This window comes from Actinomadura logoneensis (assembly GCF_003428695.1).
Taxonomy (GTDB): Bacteria; Actinomycetota; Actinomycetes; order Streptosporangiales; family Streptosporangiaceae; genus Spirillospora; species Spirillospora logoneensis.
In genome coordinates, this window is sequence record NZ_QURH01000312.1 from 26,005 (window position 1) to 44,097 (window position 18,093).

Here is an 18,093-nt window from a genome sequence, read left to right on the forward strand (position 1 = left end):
TTCCGTTCGGGTGGTTCGGTGCGGTCGCGCGGCCCGCGGTCGACCACAAGACGTCGGCGCACCGCGTCCCATAACAGGACGAACGTGTGATGTAGGTCACTGATGGCGAGTGTTATGACCCCGCCCGGCCCGACGTCTTGTGTGCGGCAGTGGCCGAACCGACAGGCGGGAAACAGAGATGACCGAGGGCAGCGAACGCGGCGCCGACACGGCCGGACCGCTCGAGCACGCGGGCTCCGCGGCCGTCACCTCCGGGGAGGGGGTGGACGCGGCGACCGGGGCGTTCGTCCTGCACCGCAACCTGCTGTTCACGGTGGCCTACGAGATGCTCGGATCGGCCGCCGACGCCGAGGACGTCCTCCAGGAGACGTGGCTGCGCTGGGTGGACGTCGAACCCGGCACGGTCCGGGACGAGCGCGCCTACCTCGTGCGGATCGTGACCCGCCAGGCCCTGGACCGGCTGCGCGCGCTCGGCCGCCGCAAGGAGTCGTACGTCGGGCCGTGGCTGCCCGAGCCGCTGCTGACCGCGCCGGACGTCGCCGACGACGTCGAACTGGCCGAGAGCGTCTCGATGGCGATGCTGATGGTGCTGGAGACGCTGCAGCCGACCGAGCGGGCGGTGTTCGTGCTGCGCGAGGTGTTCGAGCTGGACTACGACGAGATCGCCGAAGCGGTCGGCAGAAGTCCGGCGGCGGTCCGCCAGCTCGCCTACCGGGCGCGGGCGCACGTCTCCGCGCGCCGGTCGCGCGCCGTCGCGTCCCCGGCCGAGAGCCGGGCGGCGCTGGCGGCGTTCCAGCGGGCGGTCGAGACCGGGGAGCTGCAGAGCCTGCTGGACATCCTCGCGCCGGACGTCGTCGCGCTGAGCGACGGCGGCGGGGTGAGGCACGCCCTGCTGCGGCCCGTGGTGGGCGCGGCGAAGGTGGCACGGCTGCTGGCCGGCCGCTGGTGGCGGCGGGACGCGGCCAGGACGGCCGAGCCGGTCCAGATCAACGGCGGCCCCGGACTGCTCGTCCGGGTGGACGGCGAGATCGACGGCGTGGTGGCGGTGCGGGTCGAGGACGGCCTGGTGACCGGGGCCTACCACGTCCGCAATCCCGAGAAGCTGTCGCACGTGGAGCGAGAGACCCTGCTGAGCCGCTGAACGACCGGGCCGCCGGGTCGGAGAGCGGGCGGGAGCCTATGATCAGGTCATGCCCCTGACGCTGGATGACGTCGACCGGTTCGAGATGGCGCGGCCCCGGCTGGCGGCCATCGCCTACCGGCTGCTCGGCTCGGCGCAGGAGGCGGAGGACGCCGTCCAGGAGACGTTCCTGCGCTGGCAGGACGCCGACGTCGAGCGCGTCGAGGTGCCCGAGGCCTGGCTGACGAAGGTGCTCACCAACCTGTGCCTCAACCAGCTCACCTCGGCGCGGGCGCGGCGTGAGACCTACGTGGGGCGGTGGCTGCCCGAGCCCCTGCTCGCGGGCGACCCGATGCTCGGCCCGGCCGACACCGCCGAGCAGCGCGAGTCGGTCTCGTACGCGGTCCTCACCCTGATGGAGCGGCTGTCCCCCAACGAGCGGGCCGTGTACGTGCTGCGGGAGGCGTTCGACTACGGGCACCGGGAGATCGCCGAGATCCTGGACATCACCGAGTCCGCCAGCCAGCAGCTCCTCCACCGGGCGAAGAAGCACGTCGCGTCCGGGAAGGCGCGCGGCGACATCGACGCGAAGGCCGCCCGGCGGGTCGTCGAGGAGTTCATCGCCGCCGCCTCCAGCGGGCGCACCGACGAGCTCGTGCGCCTGCTCACCGACGACGCCTTCTCCGTCGGCGACGGCGGCGGGAAGGTGCCGGCGCGCACCACGCCGTTCGAGGGGGCGGCGGCGGTCGCGAGGTTCGTCAAGTCGCTGTTCACGCCGAGCGAGGCCAAGCACGCCCTCGTCGGCGGGGCGTCCGGGGTGTACCTCTGGACGGCCAACGACGGGCCCGCCGTCGTGGCCGTCGTGGACGGGCGGGTCGTCGCCGTCATGTGCCTGGAGGTGACCGCCGAGGGCATCACCGCCTGCCGCACCCAGGCGAACCCCGACAAGCTGGAACGCGCGAGCGAGCTGTGGGCGGCGGCCGACCACGGGGAGCCCCTGGTCGTCGTGTGACGCAGGTCACGCCCAAGACCTGTCAGGAATCGGCGGGCCGTCCGGTTCAAGGTGCGAATCCGAACCGGACAGCGAAGGAGCCGACGATGAAGGTGCTGGTGGCGGGAGCGACCGGGGCGATGGGCACGGAGCTGGTGCCGCGGCTGGTCGAGGTGGGGCACGAGGTGTTCGCGATGGTGCGCGGCGAGGCCGGCAAGGCGAAGGCCGCGCAGTGGGGAGCGGTGCCGGTCGTCGCCGACGCGCTGGACCGGGCGCAGGTGGAGGCGGCCGTGCGCCAGGCGGCGCCCGACGTGGTCATCAACCAGCTGACGGCCATCGGGCACATCGACACCCGCCACTTCGAGCGCAGCTTCGCCCCCACCGACCGGCTGCGGACCGAGGGCAACGACAACCTGCTCGCGGCGGCGCGCGCCGCCGGCGTGCGGCGCTTCATCGCCCAGAGCAACGGCGCGTTCACCTACGAGCGGACCGGCGGGCCGGTCAAGACCGAGAGCGACCCCCTGGACCGCGCGCCGGTCGCCCCGATGGCCTCGATGATCGCCGCGGTCCGGCACCTGGAGAAGGCCGTGCTGGACGCCACCTGGACGGAGGGGATCGTGCTGCGGTACGGCGCGTTCTACGGCCCGGGCACGTCCATGGCGCCGGGGTCGGAGCAGCTCGAGATGATCCGCAAGCGCAGGTTCCCGGTCGTCGGGGACGGCGGCGGGGTGTGGTCGTTCGTGCACGTCGCCGACGCCGCCGAGGCGACGGTCGCGGCGGTGGAGAAGGGCGGACGCGGGGTCTACAACATCGTGGACGACGACCCGGCGCCGGTCGCCGAGTGGCTGCCGGAGCTGGCGGCGATGCTGGGGGCCAGGAAGCCGATGCGGGTGCCCCGGTTCGTCGGGCGGCTGGCCGCGGGCGAGGCGGGCGTCGTGCTCATGACCGAGCTGCGCGGCGCGTCCAACGCCAAGGCCAAGCGCGTGCTGGGCTGGAAGCCGGCCCACCCGTCCTGGCGCGAGGGGCTCAAGGTCGCGTGAGGTGACCGTCCGAGCCCGGTGCGCGCGGGGTTCGGCGTGGCGGGAACCCGGCGAAGGGCGGCCGTCCGGTTGGGACGGCCGCCCTTCGGGCTGTTCCTTCCGCGCGCCGGCCCGCGTTCAGCGCGGCGGGCCGGGACGGAGGGTCACCAGCGCCACTCGCGCCGGCCGTACAGGTGCTCGGAGCGGACCCCGTTCTCCTCGCACCAGGTCTCGAACTTCGCGATCTGCTTGAGCTGGTAGGAGTCCTCGTTGTAGCTGGTGGCCATGACGTGGCCGAGCCACGGCTCCTCGCCCATCGCGTAGACGTACGCCTCGTCGGCGCCCAGTTCGGTGACGATGGCGGCGGCCTGGGCCGCGTCCGATCCGGACAGCTTGCGGGACACGTTCATCTGGCGCGGGACGGGCTTGGTCAGCAGGGCCTGGTAGAGCCAGGTCAGGGGCGCGCCGTCGCACTCCATGCCGACGAACGCGACGTCCACCTTGCCGAGGTGGCCGCGGATGTGCCGGTAGAGCATCGGGTCCACGCCGGACGAGTCCGCGCCGATGAAGACCTTCCGGCCCGCGAGCTCGACCCAGTAGGTGGACTTGGCGCGGATGTCCAGGTCGGCGTGCTCGCCGAGGAACGGGGTGGCGGTCACGCGTCCGCCGGGGAAGGGCACCTCGTCGAACGAGTCGACCTCCACGACGGGGAAGCCCAGGGACGAGAGGTACAGCTTGAGGGACGGGTCGGCCAGCCCGCCGCCGGACGAGCGGGGCACGACGACCGCGTCCACCCGTCCGCGCAGCTGGAGGAGGGTCTCCAGCACCACGTGGTCCTGGTGGCCGTGGGTGAGGAGCACCAGGTCGATGCGGTCGGGCAGGTCGGCGAGCGTGTAGCGGTCGGTGGCCGTGCTGTCGGCGCTGATGAACGGGTCGGTCAGGATCGCCGCCTCGGGCGTCTGCATCAGCACGCAGGCGTGGCCGAGGTAGCGGATGCGTCCGCCGCCCTCGATGTGCCGGTCGGGGGCCTGGGACGGCGCGTCCGTGAGGAGCCCGGTCAGCTGCGCGGTCCCCGCGTCGTCCAGTTCGAGCGCTTCGCGCAGGGCGGCGAGTGTGGTCGGCCGCAGGCGGGCGCCGAACAGGGCGTCCAGGCCCTTGTGCCGGAACGGGATCCGCAGGTCGAGGACGTCGGGCGAGGACAGGCGCGGGGTGCTCAGGACGAAGGGCCGCTCGGTGCCCGGCTCGATGGACAGCTGCACCGACTGGCGGTCCTCGGTGAACGCCGGGCTGCGGTACACCAGCGGTTCCAGGAACCGCAGCGACGCCTGGTTGTCGGTGTCGTAGACGAGCTCGACGAGGCCGGCCAGCTCCGGAGGGAGCTTGGCGTACAGGGGGGTCAGGTCGTAGCCGGCGGCGTTGTCGCGCAGCAGGTCCTCGGCCTCGGCCACGGCCTCGGCGAAGCGCAGCATGGGGGCGCGGTCGCGGCGGACGGCCTCCAGCAGCGCGGCGACCTCGTCGGCGCGGTCCTCGTCGATGTTGACGAAGTACCCGCCGCGCAGGGCCGGGTTCCGGCTCGCCTCGGCGTGCGTCGAGGGGGATTCCAGATAGGACTCCAGAAGCGGCACCTGCAGGAACGCGAGGTTCATCGCGGCCTGGACGGGCGCCACCGAGTGGAACCACGCGGAGAACCCGTCGACCAGCGGCTCGATGATGACGTTCGGCCGGAGGAAGAGCTCTTCAGTGTTCATGGCCGCCAAGAATCGCGATCGCCGCTATAAAAGCCCTTCCGCCCGTATATACCGCCTTTATAGGGAAGATATGGTGCGACCACTTCCCATTTCCGCCGATCTGCTTAGAGTCGGCTGCCGTGAACATTCAGCAGGCGGTTACGGCGCAGGCCAGGCGGAACCCCGGCCGGGTCGCCGTGGTGGCGGGAGATCTGCGCGTCACCTACGAGGAGCTGGAACTGCGGTCCAACCGGATCGCCCACACGCTGCTGGCGCACGGCGTCCGGCCCGGGGAGGCCGTCGGGGTGCTCATGGACCGGGGCGCCGACCTGGTGCCCGCGCTCCTCGGCACGCTCAAGAGCGGCGCCTCCTACGTGCCGCTCGACCCCGCACACCCGGCCGACCGGCTGGCGTACGTGGCCGCGGACAGCGGCCTGCGTCACGTCGTCACCCTCCCCTCCCTGGCCGGACGGGTCCCCGCCGGGGCCTCGCCGGTGCCCGTGGAGGCCGGCGGACCGTCGGACGATCCCGCGGTGCCCGTCCTCCCCGGTTCCCCCGCGTACGTCATCTACACCTCCGGTTCCACGGGCAAGCCCAAGGGCGTCACCGTCGAGCACCGCAGCGCGATGAACCTGCTCGCCTGGCTGGGCGAGGCGTGGGCAGACGGGCTCGGCGGGTGGCTGGCGGCCACCTCGATCGGGTTCGACCCGTCGGTGATGGAGATCTTCGGGCCGCTGGTCCACGGCGGGACGGTCGTCCTCGCCGACGACCTGCTCGCCCTGCCCGCGCTGCCCGCCGCGGACGAGGTCACGGCGCTCGGCGGACCGCCGTCGGTGCTGGCCGCGCTGCTGCGCTCCGGGCCGCTGCCCGCCTCGCTGCGGCTGGTCTACTCCGGCGGCGAGACCCTGCCCGGCGACCTGGTCGCGCGGTACGCCGCGGCGGCGCCCGGCATCCGCTTCTTCAACTGCTACGGCCCGACCGAGTGCACCACGCAGTGCCTGGTGCACGAGGTGACGCCCGGGGAGAACCCGGTGCCGATCGGACGGCCGGTCGCCGGCGCTGTCGTCAGCGTCCGGGACGCCTCGGGGCGCGAGGTCGCGCCCGGCGAGACGGGCGAGCTGGTGGTGGCCGGGCCGGTCCTGGCCCGCGGCTACCTCGGCGCGGACCCCGGCGGCTTCACCGAGCTGCCGGACCTCGGCCGGGCCTACCGGACCGGCGACCTCGCGCGCTTCGAGGACGGCGTCTTCTGGTTCGCCGGGCGCTCCGACGCCCAGGTGAAGGTCCGCGGGCACCGCGTGGAGCCGGGCGAGGTCGAGCACGCGCTCACCGCGCACCCGGCCGTGGCGGAGGCGGCGGTGGTGGCCGTGCCGGACGCCGACGGCACGCACCGGCTGATCGGTTACGCCGTGGCCGACGCGTCCGAGCGGGACCTGCTCGCGCATCTGGCCGACCGGCTGCCCGCCGCGCTGGTGCCCGACCGGATCGTGCTCCTGCCGGCGCTCCCGCTCGGCCCCGCCGGCAAGCTCGACCGCGACGCCCTGCCCGCTCCGTCCGCGCCGGTCACACCGGGAGGACGGGCCCCCGAGACCGACACCGAGCGCCGGATCGCGGCGATCGTCGCCGACGTCCTGGGCCTTCCCGAGGTGGGCGCCGAGGACGGCTTCGCGTCCCTGGGCGGACACTCCCTGGCCGCCGCGCGCGTCGTCGCGCAGGTCGCCGCCGAACTCGGCGTCCAGGTTCGGCTGCACGAGTTCCTGGCCGCGCCGACGGTCGCGGGCCTGGCGGAACTCGTGTCCGCCGCCGCCCCGGTATCCGACGCGGTCCCGGTATCCGACGCGGCCCCGGCGTCCGACGCGGTCCCGGCGTCCGACGTGTCCGACGCCTCCAGCGCCGGTCACGTCCCGTCGCGCGGCGGGACGCATCCGCTGACGGAGATCCAGCGCGGGATGTGGGCGATGCGGCAGATCGACCCCGGGACGCCCGCCACCACCATCGGGCTGCGCCTGCGGGTGACCGGTCCGGTCACCGCCGCCGCCCTCCGCTCGGCCCTCGACGGCATCGTCGAACGCCACGAAGAACTGCGGGGACGCCTGGAGGTCCTGGACGGCGAGCCGGTCATGCGCATCGGCGCGCCCGCACCGGTCCCCTTCGCCGAACACGACCTGCGGTCCCTCGACACGGCACGGCGCGAGGACGAGGTGGCTCGGCTGGTCTCCACACTGAAGCCCTTCGATCTGACGGCCGACACGCCCCTTCTGCGCGCGATCTGCGCGTGGAACGGTCCTGATACCGCCGATCTGCTGCTGGTCACCGACCACATCGTCTTCGACGGCTGGTCCGAGCGCGTCCTGCGCGAGGAGCTGGCGGCCGACCTCGCCGGACGGACGCCCGCCGCGCCCACCGTGCAGTTCGGCGACCTCGCCCGCGAGGAGGCCGAGGCCCTGGGCGAGGACCCCTACTGGCGTACGGAGCTCGCCGGGGCCGTGGTGCCCTTCGACCTGCTCGGCGACCCGGCCTCCGCGCCGGGGCCGCAGGGGCGCCGGATCACCCTGCCGGTGGACCCCGCGCTGCTGGACGGCGTCCGGGCCCTGGCCGCGCGCCTCGGCCTCACCCCGGCGGCGGTGCAGCTCGCGGCGCTGGCGACCGTCGTCGGCGGCCTGTCCGGGCACACCGAGACCACCCTCGGACTGACCGCGACCGTCCGCGACCGGCCCGGCCTGGACCGCGTCGTCGGCCCGTTCCTCGAGGTCCTGCCCGTCCGCGCCGACTTCACCGACGACCCGGGCGTCGCCGACCTCGCCGCCCGGGTGGGCGAGCGGATCACCCGCGCGCTCGGCCACCGGGACGGGCTGACGGCGGCGGTCGCCGCGGCGGTCCCGCGCGCCCACGGCGCGAACCCGCTGCCGGTGGTGCTGGCGTTCCAGCCCGACGAGGACCCCGTGACGCGGGCCGGCGACGTCCGCGTCGAGCTGGTCGGCGAACTGGACCTGGGCGGCGCCGTCACCGAGCTCACCCTGCTGATGAACACCGGCGCGGCGGGCCCGGAGCTGGTGGCCGAGTACGCGACCGACCGGTTCACCGAGGCCGAGGCAGCGCTCGTCGCGGACGCCTTCCTGGACGCCCTCGCCCAGACGGTCGCCGACCCCGGACGCAGGGTCTCCTCGCTGGCCCTGGTCTCCGCCGAGGAGCGGGACCGGCTGCGGGCGCTCGGCACCGGCGCCTCGCTGGCGGGCGACGAGACGGTCGTGGACGCGATCCTGCGGGTCGACCCGGCGCGTCCGGCCGTCGCCTCGGCGAGCGGCGCGCTGACCTACGGCGAGCTGTTCGAGCTGTCGGGGCGGGTCGCGTCCGCGCTGGTCGAGGCGGGGATCCAGCCCGGCGAGCCGGTCGGTGTGAGCCTGCCGCGCGACCACCGGATGCCCGCGATCCTGCTGGGCGTGCTGCGCGCCGGGGCGGCGTACGTCGCCATGGACGCCGACCTGCCCGCCCGCCGGCTGGCGATGATCGCCGAGGACTGCGGCATCCGGCATGCGGTCGTGCTCGGCGGCCACGCGCTGCCCGACCTGGTGCTGCACGACGCCGAGGCGCTGCTGGCGGCGCCCGCCGACGGGTCGGACCCGGCGCCGCTGCCCGCGTCCGACCCGGCGCGGCTGGCGTACCTCATCTTCACCTCCGGCTCGACCGGGCGTCCCAAGGGCATCCAGATCCCGCACCGCGCGATCGCGTCCTTCGCGGAGGCGATCCGCATGGACCCGGGGATGACCGAGGACGAGGTGGTCGTCGCGATGGCGCCGCTGGTCTTCGACATGTCCTCGTTCGAGCTGTGGGCGACGCTGTCGGTCGGCGGCCGGCTGTTCGTCGCCGACTCCGCCACCGCGCGGGACGGCCGGGCGCTGGCCGCCCTGCTCGACGAGGTCGGCGCGACGCTGATCATGGCGACGCCGAGCCGGCTGCGGCTGCTGGTCGCCGAGGGCTGGGCGGGCCGTCCCGGCCTGCGCGTCCTGATCGGCGGCGAGGTCCTGGACGAGGCGCTCGCCCGGCAGCTCACCGAGCGGACGGCGGGCGCGTGGAACGTGTACGGCCCCTCGGAGGTGACCGTGGTCTCCACGGTGCACCCGGTGGCCGCGCCGCCGCACGGCCCCCAGGTCGCGATCGGCCATCCGATCCCCGGCGAGCGGCTGTCGGTCGTCGACCCGCTCGGGCGGCCGGTGCCGCTGGGCGTCCCCGGCGAGCTGTGGCTGGGCGGACCGGGCGTGGCGGACGGCTACCGCGGCCGTCCCGAGCTGACGGCGGCGGCGTTCGTCCGCGCCGAGGACGGCTCGACGGTCTACCGCTCGGGCGACCGGGTCGGCTGGCGGCCGGACGGGTCGGGCGGCCACGTCCTGGTCTTCCTGGGCCGCCGCGACAACCAGATCAAGCTGCGCGGCTACCGGATCGAGCTGGACGAGATCGACGCCGTCCTGCGCGACCACCCGTCGGTCACCGACGCGGCGGTCAACGCGGGGTCCGGCGCGGACGCCGCCCTGCGGGCGCACGTGGTGGCCCCCGAGCACATCCCCGACGAGACCCTGTTCGCCGAGCTGGAGGCCCATGCCCGGGACCGGCTCCCGGCCTACATGGTCCCCCGGACCTGGATCAGGCACGCCGAGCTGCCCCGCACCATCAGCGGCAAGCTGGACCGGCGCGCCCTGTCCCCCGCCACCACCGACAACACCGCCGACGGCCTCGCGGACGAGGGGCCGGAGCGGGCATCCGAAGGGGACGGTGGTCCGGCGTCGGACACCGGTGAGGGGACGCTCGTCGGACTCGTCGCGGAGGTCTGGGAGGCCGTGCTGAAGACGCGCGGCCTCGGCCCGGACGACGAGTTCTTCGCGCTCGGCGGCACGTCGCTGCTGGCCACGCGGGCGACCGTGCGGCTGCGCGAGGCGCTGGGGTGCGACCTGCCGGTGTGGACGCTGTTCGACCACCCGGTGCTGGCCGACTACGCCGCCGAGGTGGAGCGGACCGTCCTGGCGCAGCTCGCGGAACAGGAGGGCGGCGCGTGACCGAGGTCTCGCAGGACCGCGTGCGTGAACTGCTCGGCCGCCGCATCGCCGCCGCGCGCCGGCCGGAGGCCGGGATCCCGCGCGGGGCGGGCGACGGGCGGCTCTCGCCGGTGCAGCGCCGGATGTGGCTGGCCGGCGCCGCCGAACCCGACAACCCGTCGTACAACGTCCCGGTCGTGCTGCGGCTGCGCGGGCGGCTCGACGTGCCCGCGCTGGAGGCGGCCCTCGCCGACCTCGCGGCGCGGCACGACGTGCTGCACTCGCGGATCGTCGCGGGCGACGACGGCCCGCGGGCCGTCCCGGGCGGCGCGCCCTCGGTCGCGCACCTCCGGGCCGACGCCGCCGAGCTGGACGCGCGGCTGACCGAGCTCGTCCACCGGCCGTTCCGCCTCGCCGAGGAGATCCCGTTCCGCCCCACCCTGCTGCGGGTCGGCGACGAGGACCACGTGCTGGCGCTCGTCGTCCACCACCTGGCGGTCGACGCCGGGTCGCTCCCGCTGCTGGTGGACGAGCTGGCCGCGCTCTACCGGCACCGGACGGGCGACGGCCCCGCGCTCGACCCGCCGCCGCTGCGGTACGGCGACGCCGCCGCCTGGCTCGACGCCCGCGCCGAGTCCCCGGCGGCGGAACGGGCGCTGGAGTGGTGGACCGACCGGCTCGCGGGCCTCGACCCCGCACCGGTGCTGGCGCCGGTGCCGCGCACGGGCTGGACCGGCGCGGAACTCGACCTCGACCTGGACGAGGCGACGGTCGCGGCGGTGCGGGACCTCGCCCGCGGCGGCTCGGTCTTCATGGTGCTGCTGGCCGCCCTCCAGGTGCTGCTGGCCCGGCTCGGCGACCCCGATGTGGCGGTGGGGGTCCCCGAGGCCGGGCGCCGGCATCCCGACCTGGAGTCGGTGATGGGCTGCTTCATCGAGACCCTCGTCGTCCGGGACCGCGTCGACCTGGACGCGACCGGCCGCGAGCTGGTCCGGCGGGCGCGCGCGGCGGCGCTGGACGCCGTGGGCCACGCGGAGGTCCCCTTCGACCGGGTGGCCGAGCGCGTCGCGCCCGGACGCCCGCTGTTCGGCACGCTCCTCAACGTCGTCGCGCCGCCGCCCGCGCCCCGCGGGTTCCCCGGGCTGTCGGCGGAGTTCGTCGAGATCCCGATGACGGCGGTGAAGACCGCGCTGACCTGGACGTTCATCGAGGACGGCGCGGAGCTGCGCGGTCGCCTCGCCTACCGCGCCGACCTGTACGACACCGAGACCGCGCGGCGCCTGGCGGGCTGGTTCACCGCCCTGCTGCGCGGCCTGGCCGCCGATCCGGACCGGCCCGCCGGGTCGCTGCCGCTGGAGCCCGGAGCCGACCACGTGCTCGCCGCCCCGGCGGCCGCCCGGGACCCGCGCGCCGTCCACGAGCGCTTCCTCGACCAGGCCCGCCGCGTCCCGGACGCGCGTGCCGTGGTGGCGTCCGACGGCGTCCTCACCTATGCCGAGCTGGCCGACCGCTCCCGGCGGCTGGCCGGGCGGCTGCGCGCGCTCGGCGTCGGCCGGGGCGACCACGTCGGCGTCCTCATGGAACGCACCCGTGACCTTCCGGTGGCCCTGCTCGGCGTCCTCATGGCGGGCGCCGCCTACGTGCCCGTGGACGAGACCGCGCCGCCCGCGCGGGTCGCCCGGCTGCTGTCGGGCACGGGGACCTGCGTCGTCTCCCCCTCCCTCGCGGACCGCGTGCCGTCCGGGCCGACCGTCCTCTCGGTGGACGACGTCCCGGCGACGGACGGCACGGCGCAGGACACTGAGTCGGAGGGCACGGACACGGACGGTACGGAGGTCGCGGTCTCCTCCTCCGATCCCGCCTACGTCATCTTCACGTCGGGCTCCACGGGCACGCCCAAGCAGGTCGTCGTCAGCCACGGCAACCTCACCGCGTACCTGGACGCCGTGGCGACCCGGATCGGCGGCTCGTCGTCGTACGCGCTGGTGTCCACGATCGCCGCCGACCTGGGCCTGATGAACGTCTTCGGAGCCCTGACCACGGGCGCCGCACTCCACCTGCTGGAGCTGGCCGCGTCGACCGACCCTGCGGTGTTCGCCGAGCGCGTCCGGGGCGTGGAGACCTTCAAGTGCGTCCCCAGCCACCTGGAGGGGCTGGCCGCCCACGCGCCGCTCGACTCGCTCCTGCCCGGACGGCTGCTCGTGCTGGCGGGCGAGGCCGTCCCGTGGACGCTCGTGGACCGCGTCGCCCAGGCGCGTCCCGACCTGGAGGTGCAGGTCCACTACGGACCGACCGAGACGACCGTCTCGGTGCTCGGCTGCGTCGCGCGGGACGTCGCGCGCGGGTCGGCGAACGTGCCGCTCGGCACCCCCTTCCCGGGCGTGAGCTGCTTCGTCGCGGACGCGGCGGGCCGTCCGGTGCCCCACGGGGTGCCCGGCGAGCTGTGGATCGGCGGCCCGCAGGTCGCGCGCGGGGAGTGGCACCGCTCGGGCGACCGGGCGCGCGTCCGCCCCGACGGGACGGTGGAGTTCCTGGGCCGGATCGACGACCAGGTCAAGGTGCGCGGCCACCGGGTGGACCCGGGCGAGGTCGCCGCCGCCTGCCGCGCCGTGCCCGGCGTGGCCGAGGCGGTCGTGCTGGGCGTCCCGGACGGCCTGGCCGCCTGGCTGGTCGCCCCCGGCGCGGACGAGGCGACCGTGCGGCGGGAGCTGCGGCGCACGCTGCCGGACGCCATGGTCCCGTCCTCGTTCACCTTCCTGGACGCGCTGCCGCTGACGGTCAACGGCAAGATCGACCGGGGCCGGCTGCCGGACCCGGTGCGGGCCGTCCGCGCGGCCGGCGTCCCGTCGTCGGCCGCCGAACTGCTCGTGGCCGAGGTGTGGGAGGAGGTGCTCGGCGTCCCCGGCGCGGGACCGGGCGACGACTTCTTCGCCTTCGGCGGCGACTCGTTCTCGGCCGTCCGGGCGGCGGCGGCGTTCGCCGAGCGGTCCGGGACCGCCGTGCCGCCGCGGCTACTGTTCGACCACCCGGTGCTCGCCGACCTCGCCCGCGAGCTGGAGTCGCTGACCGGCGGCGCCGAGGAGCCGATCCCGCCGCGCGCGGGCACCGGCCCCTGGCCGCTGACGCCGCTGCAGCGCCGGCTGTGGCTGGCCGCCGAGATGGACCCCGAGTCGTCCGCCTACAACGTGCCGGTCCTGCTGCGGTTGCGCGGCGACCTCGACGTCCCGGCGCTGCGGGCGGCGGTGAGCGGACTGGCGCGCCGCCACGAGATGCTGCGCACCCGGGTCGTCCTCCAGGACGGCGAGCCGCACGGGATCACCGACGACCCCGCCGAGGTCCCGCTCCCGGTCGAGCCGGTGGACGACCTCGACGCGCGGCTGGCGGAGCTGACCTCGCGTCCCTTCGCGCTGGCCGGCGAACCGCCGTTCCGCGCCACGCTGCTCGCGCTCGGCCCCGACGAGCACGTGCTGGTCCTGGTGCTGCACCACATCGCCAGCGACGCCCGGTCCCGGGCCGTCCTGCTGCGGGACCTCGCCGCGCTCTACTCCGGCCGCTCCCTGGAGCCGCTCGGCGTCGGGTTCGCCGACATCGCCGCGTGGCAGCACGGCCGTCCGGCCTCCACGTGGTGGACCGAGCACCTGGCCGACCTCCCGCCCGAGCTGGACCTCCCGTGCGACCGCGCGCGGGAGGACGGCGCCGGAGCGGGTTTCCTCCGGCTGGAGCTCGGCGACGAGCTGGTGGCCGGAGTGCGGGGCCTGGCGGCCGACGCCGGAGCGACCGTCTTCATGGTGCTGCTCACGGCGCTGCAGACCACGCTCGCCCGCGTCTCGGGCGGCGAGGACGTGGCGGTGGCCGTCCCCGAGGCGGGACGGCGCCACCGCGACGCCGAGGACGTCGTCGGCTGCCTGCTGGACACCCTCGTCGTCCGCACCCGGCTGGACGGCGCCACGACCGGCCGCGCGCTGCTCGGGCGGATCCGCGGTGACGTGCTCGACGCGTTCGCGCACGCCGCCGAGCCGTTCGAGCCGCCGCCCCTGCAGGTCCTGCTGAACCTGTACCCGGCGCCGGGCGCCGTGACGGGCTTCGACGGCCTCGCGGTCGAGGCCCTGGAGACGCTGCCCACCACCGCGCGGTTCGATCTGAGCTGGACCGTGCAGGACGACGGGACGGGCCTGCGCGGCGGACTCACCTACCGGCGCGACCTGTTCGACGACGGCACGGCCCGCCGGCTCGCGGGGTTCTTCACCGCCGTCCTCTCCCAGCTCGTCGCGGCGCCGGACGCGCCGCTGGACGGGATCGTCCTGGAGCCCGGGGCCGACCCGGTCCTCACCGGACCGCCCGCGTCGCCGGGGGACGGGCCGACCGGCCTGCACGAGCGGATCGAGCGCCGCGCCGCCGCGACCCCGGACGCCACCGCGGTCGCCGCGTCCGACGGCACGTACTCCTACGCCGAGCTCGACGGCCGCGCCGGCGCGCTGGCCGCCCACCTGCGGGCCACCGGGGTCGGGAGGGGCGACCGGGTCGCGGTGCTCCTGCCGCGCTCGCGGGACCTGCCGGTCGCGCTGCTCGGCGTCCTGAAGGCGCGGGCCGCGTTCGTCCCCCTGGACGACGCCGCGCCCGCCGACCGCATCGCCGCGATGTGCGCGACGGCGGGCGTCCGCGTCGCCGTCACGGCCGCCGACCTCGCCGGGCACCTCCCCCGGGACGTGGCGCCCGTCGTCCTCGCCGACCTCCCCCCACTGGGTGAAACGGACGCGGCGGACGGTTCCGGCGGCGAGGAACGGACGGGAGAGGTAGCGGCGGACGACCTCGCGTACGTCATCTTCACGTCCGGATCGACGGGCACGCCCAAGGGGGTGGCGGTCGAGCACGGCGGCTTCGCCGCCTACCTGGACGGCGTCCTGCCCAGGGTCGGGACGCACCGGTCCTGGGCCCTGGTCTCCACGATCGCCGCCGACCTGGGGATGCTCAACGTCTTCGGCGCCCTCACGACCGGCGGCGCGCTGCACCTGTTCGACCGCGACACCGCCGCCGACCCGGAGGCGTTCGCCGCCCGGATCAGGGGCGTGGACTTCCTCAAGTGCGTGCCCAGCCACCTGGAGCTGCTGGCCTCGCACGGGGACCTGGCGTCGGTGCTGCCCGAGCGGCTGCTGGTGCTGGCGGGCGAGGCGGTGCCGTGGACGCTCGTCGACCTGATCGCCGAGGCGCGGCCGGAGCTGGAGGTCCAGGCCCACTACGGCCCCACCGAGACGACGGTGGCGGTGCTGACCTGCACCGCGCGGGAGGAGGAGCGGACCGGCCCGAACGTCCCGCTCGGCCGTCCGCTGCCGGGCGTGCGGTGCGTGGTCGCCGACGCCCGCGGGCGCCCCCGGCCGCACGGCCTGGCGGGCGAGCTGTGGATCGGCGGCCCGCAGGTCGCGCGCGGCTACCTCGGCGCGGACGGCTTCGGGGAGTACTACCGGTCCGGCGACCGGGTGCGCGTCCGGCCGGACGGCGTGGTCGAGTTCCTGGGCCGCATCGACGACCAGGTGAAGATCAGGGGCTACCGCGTCGAGCCCGGCGAGGTCGCGGCCGTCTGCCGCACCCTGCCCGGCGTCACCGCCGCGGCCGTCCTGGCCGTCGGAACGGGGTCGGCGCGGCGGCTGGCCGCATGGCTGGTCGCCGACGGGCTGGACGCGGCCGAGGCGCGCGCCGCGCTGCGCTCGCTGCTGCCCGACTACATGGTCCCCTCGACGATCACGTTCCTGCCGGAGCTGCCGCTCAACCCCAACGGCAAGGTGGACCGCGCGCGCCTGCCCCTGGACGCGCCCGAGACCGACTTCGCCGAGCCGGAGACGGAGGCGGAGAAGCGGATCGCCGCGATCTGGGCCGACCTGCTGGACCTGGAGCGCGTCGGAGCCGACGACGACTTCTTCGCCCTGGGCGGCGACTCGTTCCTGGCGGTCAAGGCCGTCCAGGCGATCGACCCCGCGCTGCGGGTCATCGACCTGGTCACGCATCCGACCGTCCGGGAGCTGGCCGCCACGCTCGGCACGGCCGGCGAGGCCGGGCTCCTGCACCGGCTGAGCGGCCCGCGGCAGGGGACGGCGACGGCCACGATCGTGTGCGTGCCCTACGGCGGCGGCTCGGCGGCCGTGTACCGGCCGCTGGCCGAGGCGCTGCCCGAGGGCACCGAGGTCCTGGCCCTGGAGCTGCCGGGCCACGACCCGGCCCGCCCGGACGAGCCGATGCGTCCGCTGGAGGAGGTCGTCGAGCAGTGCGTGGCGGAACTGGCCACGCGCACCACCGGCCCGATCGCCGTCTACGGCCACTGCGTGGGCTCGGCCCTGGCGACCGCCCTCGCCCTGCGCCTGGAGGAGACCGGCGTCGAGGTGACCGGCGTGCACGTCGGCGGCAGCTTCCCCACCGCCCGCCTGCCCGGACGCCTGTCCGCGTGGTTCAACCGGCGGCTCCCGGCCGACCGGTGGCTGTCGGACCGCGCGTACCGCGACGTGCTCCGGTCCATGGGCGGCCTGCCCGAGGACCTGGAGGGCGCCGCCGTGGAGACCGCCGTCCGCGCGATCCGGCACGACGCCCGGCAGGCGCAGGACTGGTTCACCCGCCGCCTCGCCGACCCCCGGCGGCTGCGGGCGCCGATCCAGGTCATCGTCGGCGAGAGCGACGGCGCGACCGACCTCTACCAGGAGCGCTACCGCGAGTGGGAGGCGTTCTCCCCGGACGTCTCGCTCGCGGTCGTCCCGCTGGCGGGGCACTACTTCCTGCGCCACCAGCCCGAGGTCCTGGCCTCCTTCCTCGCGGACCCGGCGTCCGCGCGGGAGACCGCGCCGCCGGAGGCGGGTCCGGCCTCCCCGGACGCGGCGACGCCCCCGCCGCTGGCCAAGGGCGGACTGCGCGGATTCCACATCGTGGCGGCGGGTCAGCTCGCGTCCATGGTCGGCAGCTCGCTCAGCTCCTTCGCCCTGGGCGTGTGGACCTTCCAGCGCAGCGGGCGCGTCCTGGACTTCGCGCTGGTCACGATGCTGGCGCTGCTGCCGGCGGTGCTCGCCGGCCCGCTCGGCGGCGCGGTCGCCGACCGCTACGACCGGCGCAGGGTGATGTTCGCCTGCGACGGGGTGAGCGGGCTGGCCATGGCCGCCGCGGCCGTCCTGCTCTGGCGGGACGGCCTGACGTTCGCGGCGGTCTGCGGCATCGTGACCCTGCTGTCGGTCGTGTCGGCCTTCCACCGGCCCGCGTACCTGGCGGCCGTCGCGCAGCTCGTCCCCAAGCCGTACCTGCCGCAGGCGAACGCGCTGGCCCAGGCCGGGCTCGGCCTCGGCACGCTGGTCGCGCCGCTGGCCGGCGGAGCGCTCATCGGCCTGGCCGGGCTCCCGACGGTCGTCGCGGTCGACGTGGGCACCTTCGTCCTCGCCCTGCTGACGCTGGCGGCCGTCCCCTTCCCCGACCGGATGTTCCGCCGCAGGGAGGAGACGTTCCGGTCGGCGCTCGCCGGGGGCTGGCGGTTCATCACCCGGCGCCCGCCGCTGCTGGTGATGGCGGTCTACTTCATGGGCGTCAACTACTTCACCGCCCTCACCCTCGCGGTCGTCTCCCCGATGGTCCTGGCGCGGGACGGCGCCGTCCAGCTCGGCGTCGTCACGGCGGCGGGCGGACTCGGCGCGGTGCTGGGCAGCCTGCTGATGATGCGCTGGGGCGGGATGCGGCGGCTCGCCGACGGCATGGTCGGCTTCGTGGCCGTCGCGGGCGTCGCGACCGTCGTCACCGGGCTCGCGGGCGTGCTCGCGGTCGTCCCGCTGGTCGCGTTCGGCCTCGCCCTGCGGTGGGGCTCGACCAGCGTCATCAACGCGCACTGGCTGGCGATCATCCAGTTGAAGGTGCGGATGGAACTGCAGGGCCGGGTCCTCGCGACCAACCAGATGCTCGCGACGGCCATGACCCCGCTCGGCTACCTCAGCACCGCGCCGCTCGCCGCGGGCGTCGGCGCCGCCACGGGCGCCGGGCGCGCCGCGTCGCTCGGCTGGCTGCTGGCCGGGATGGGCGTCCTGCTGACGGTCTGGGGCGTGGCGGGGCTCCGGCTGCGCCGGCTGCGGCACATCGAGGATCTGCTGCCGGACGCGCTGCCCACCGCGGAGACCTCCCGTGACCTGGACGAACTGCAGGAGGAGGCGGACAGATCGCTCAGCGCCGACCGCCCGTGACGGTACGGCGTTACGCG

General features: G+C 75.6%; 6 protein-coding genes. 5 read left to right on the forward strand and 1 reads right to left on the reverse strand.

Annotated elements, in window-relative coordinates; genetic code table 11:
* The first annotated feature begins 178 nt into the window (after positions 1-178).
* The 3 genes from DZF91_RS19240 (at position 179) to DZF91_RS19250 (ending at position 3,151) form a co-directional block, all read left to right on the forward strand.
* Positions 179-1,141, forward strand: coding sequence for an RNA polymerase sigma-70 factor (locus tag DZF91_RS19240; protein ID WP_117358839.1), 963 nt, complete (start codon positions 179-181; stop codon positions 1,139-1,141).
* A 49-nt stretch (positions 1,142-1,190) separates the two neighbouring features.
* Positions 1,191-2,132, forward strand: coding sequence for an RNA polymerase sigma-70 factor (locus tag DZF91_RS19245; protein ID WP_117358840.1), 942 nt, complete (start codon positions 1,191-1,193; stop codon positions 2,130-2,132).
* Between the two features lie 86 nt (positions 2,133-2,218).
* A complete protein-coding gene (locus tag DZF91_RS19250; protein ID WP_117358841.1) occupies positions 2,219-3,151 on the forward strand; it encodes an NAD-dependent epimerase/dehydratase family protein in 933 nt (310 codons plus the stop codon).
* A gap of 143 nt (positions 3,152-3,294) precedes the next feature.
* Here DZF91_RS19250 and DZF91_RS19255 read toward each other — a convergent pair whose 3' ends face one another.
* A complete protein-coding gene (locus DZF91_RS19255; RefSeq protein ID WP_117358853.1) occupies positions 3,295-4,878 on the reverse strand; it encodes an MBL fold metallo-hydrolase in 1,584 nt (527 codons plus the stop codon).
* Positions 4,879-4,997: 119 nt separating this feature from the next.
* On the opposite strand from DZF91_RS19255, the gene DZF91_RS19260 reads away from it, so the two are divergent.
* Positions 4,998-9,902 carry a non-ribosomal peptide synthetase gene (locus DZF91_RS19260; RefSeq protein ID WP_117358842.1) on the forward strand — a complete coding sequence of 1,635 codons (4,905 nt, stop codon included), beginning with the start codon at positions 4,998-5,000 and terminating at the stop codon, positions 9,900-9,902.
* Entirely contained in the window at positions 9,899-18,076 is an 8,178-nt protein-coding gene (locus tag DZF91_RS19265; protein WP_117358843.1) for a non-ribosomal peptide synthetase/MFS transporter, read from the forward strand. Before DZF91_RS19260 ends, DZF91_RS19265 begins: the two co-directional genes overlap by 4 nt.
* Positions 18,077-18,093 lie beyond the last annotated feature (17 nt).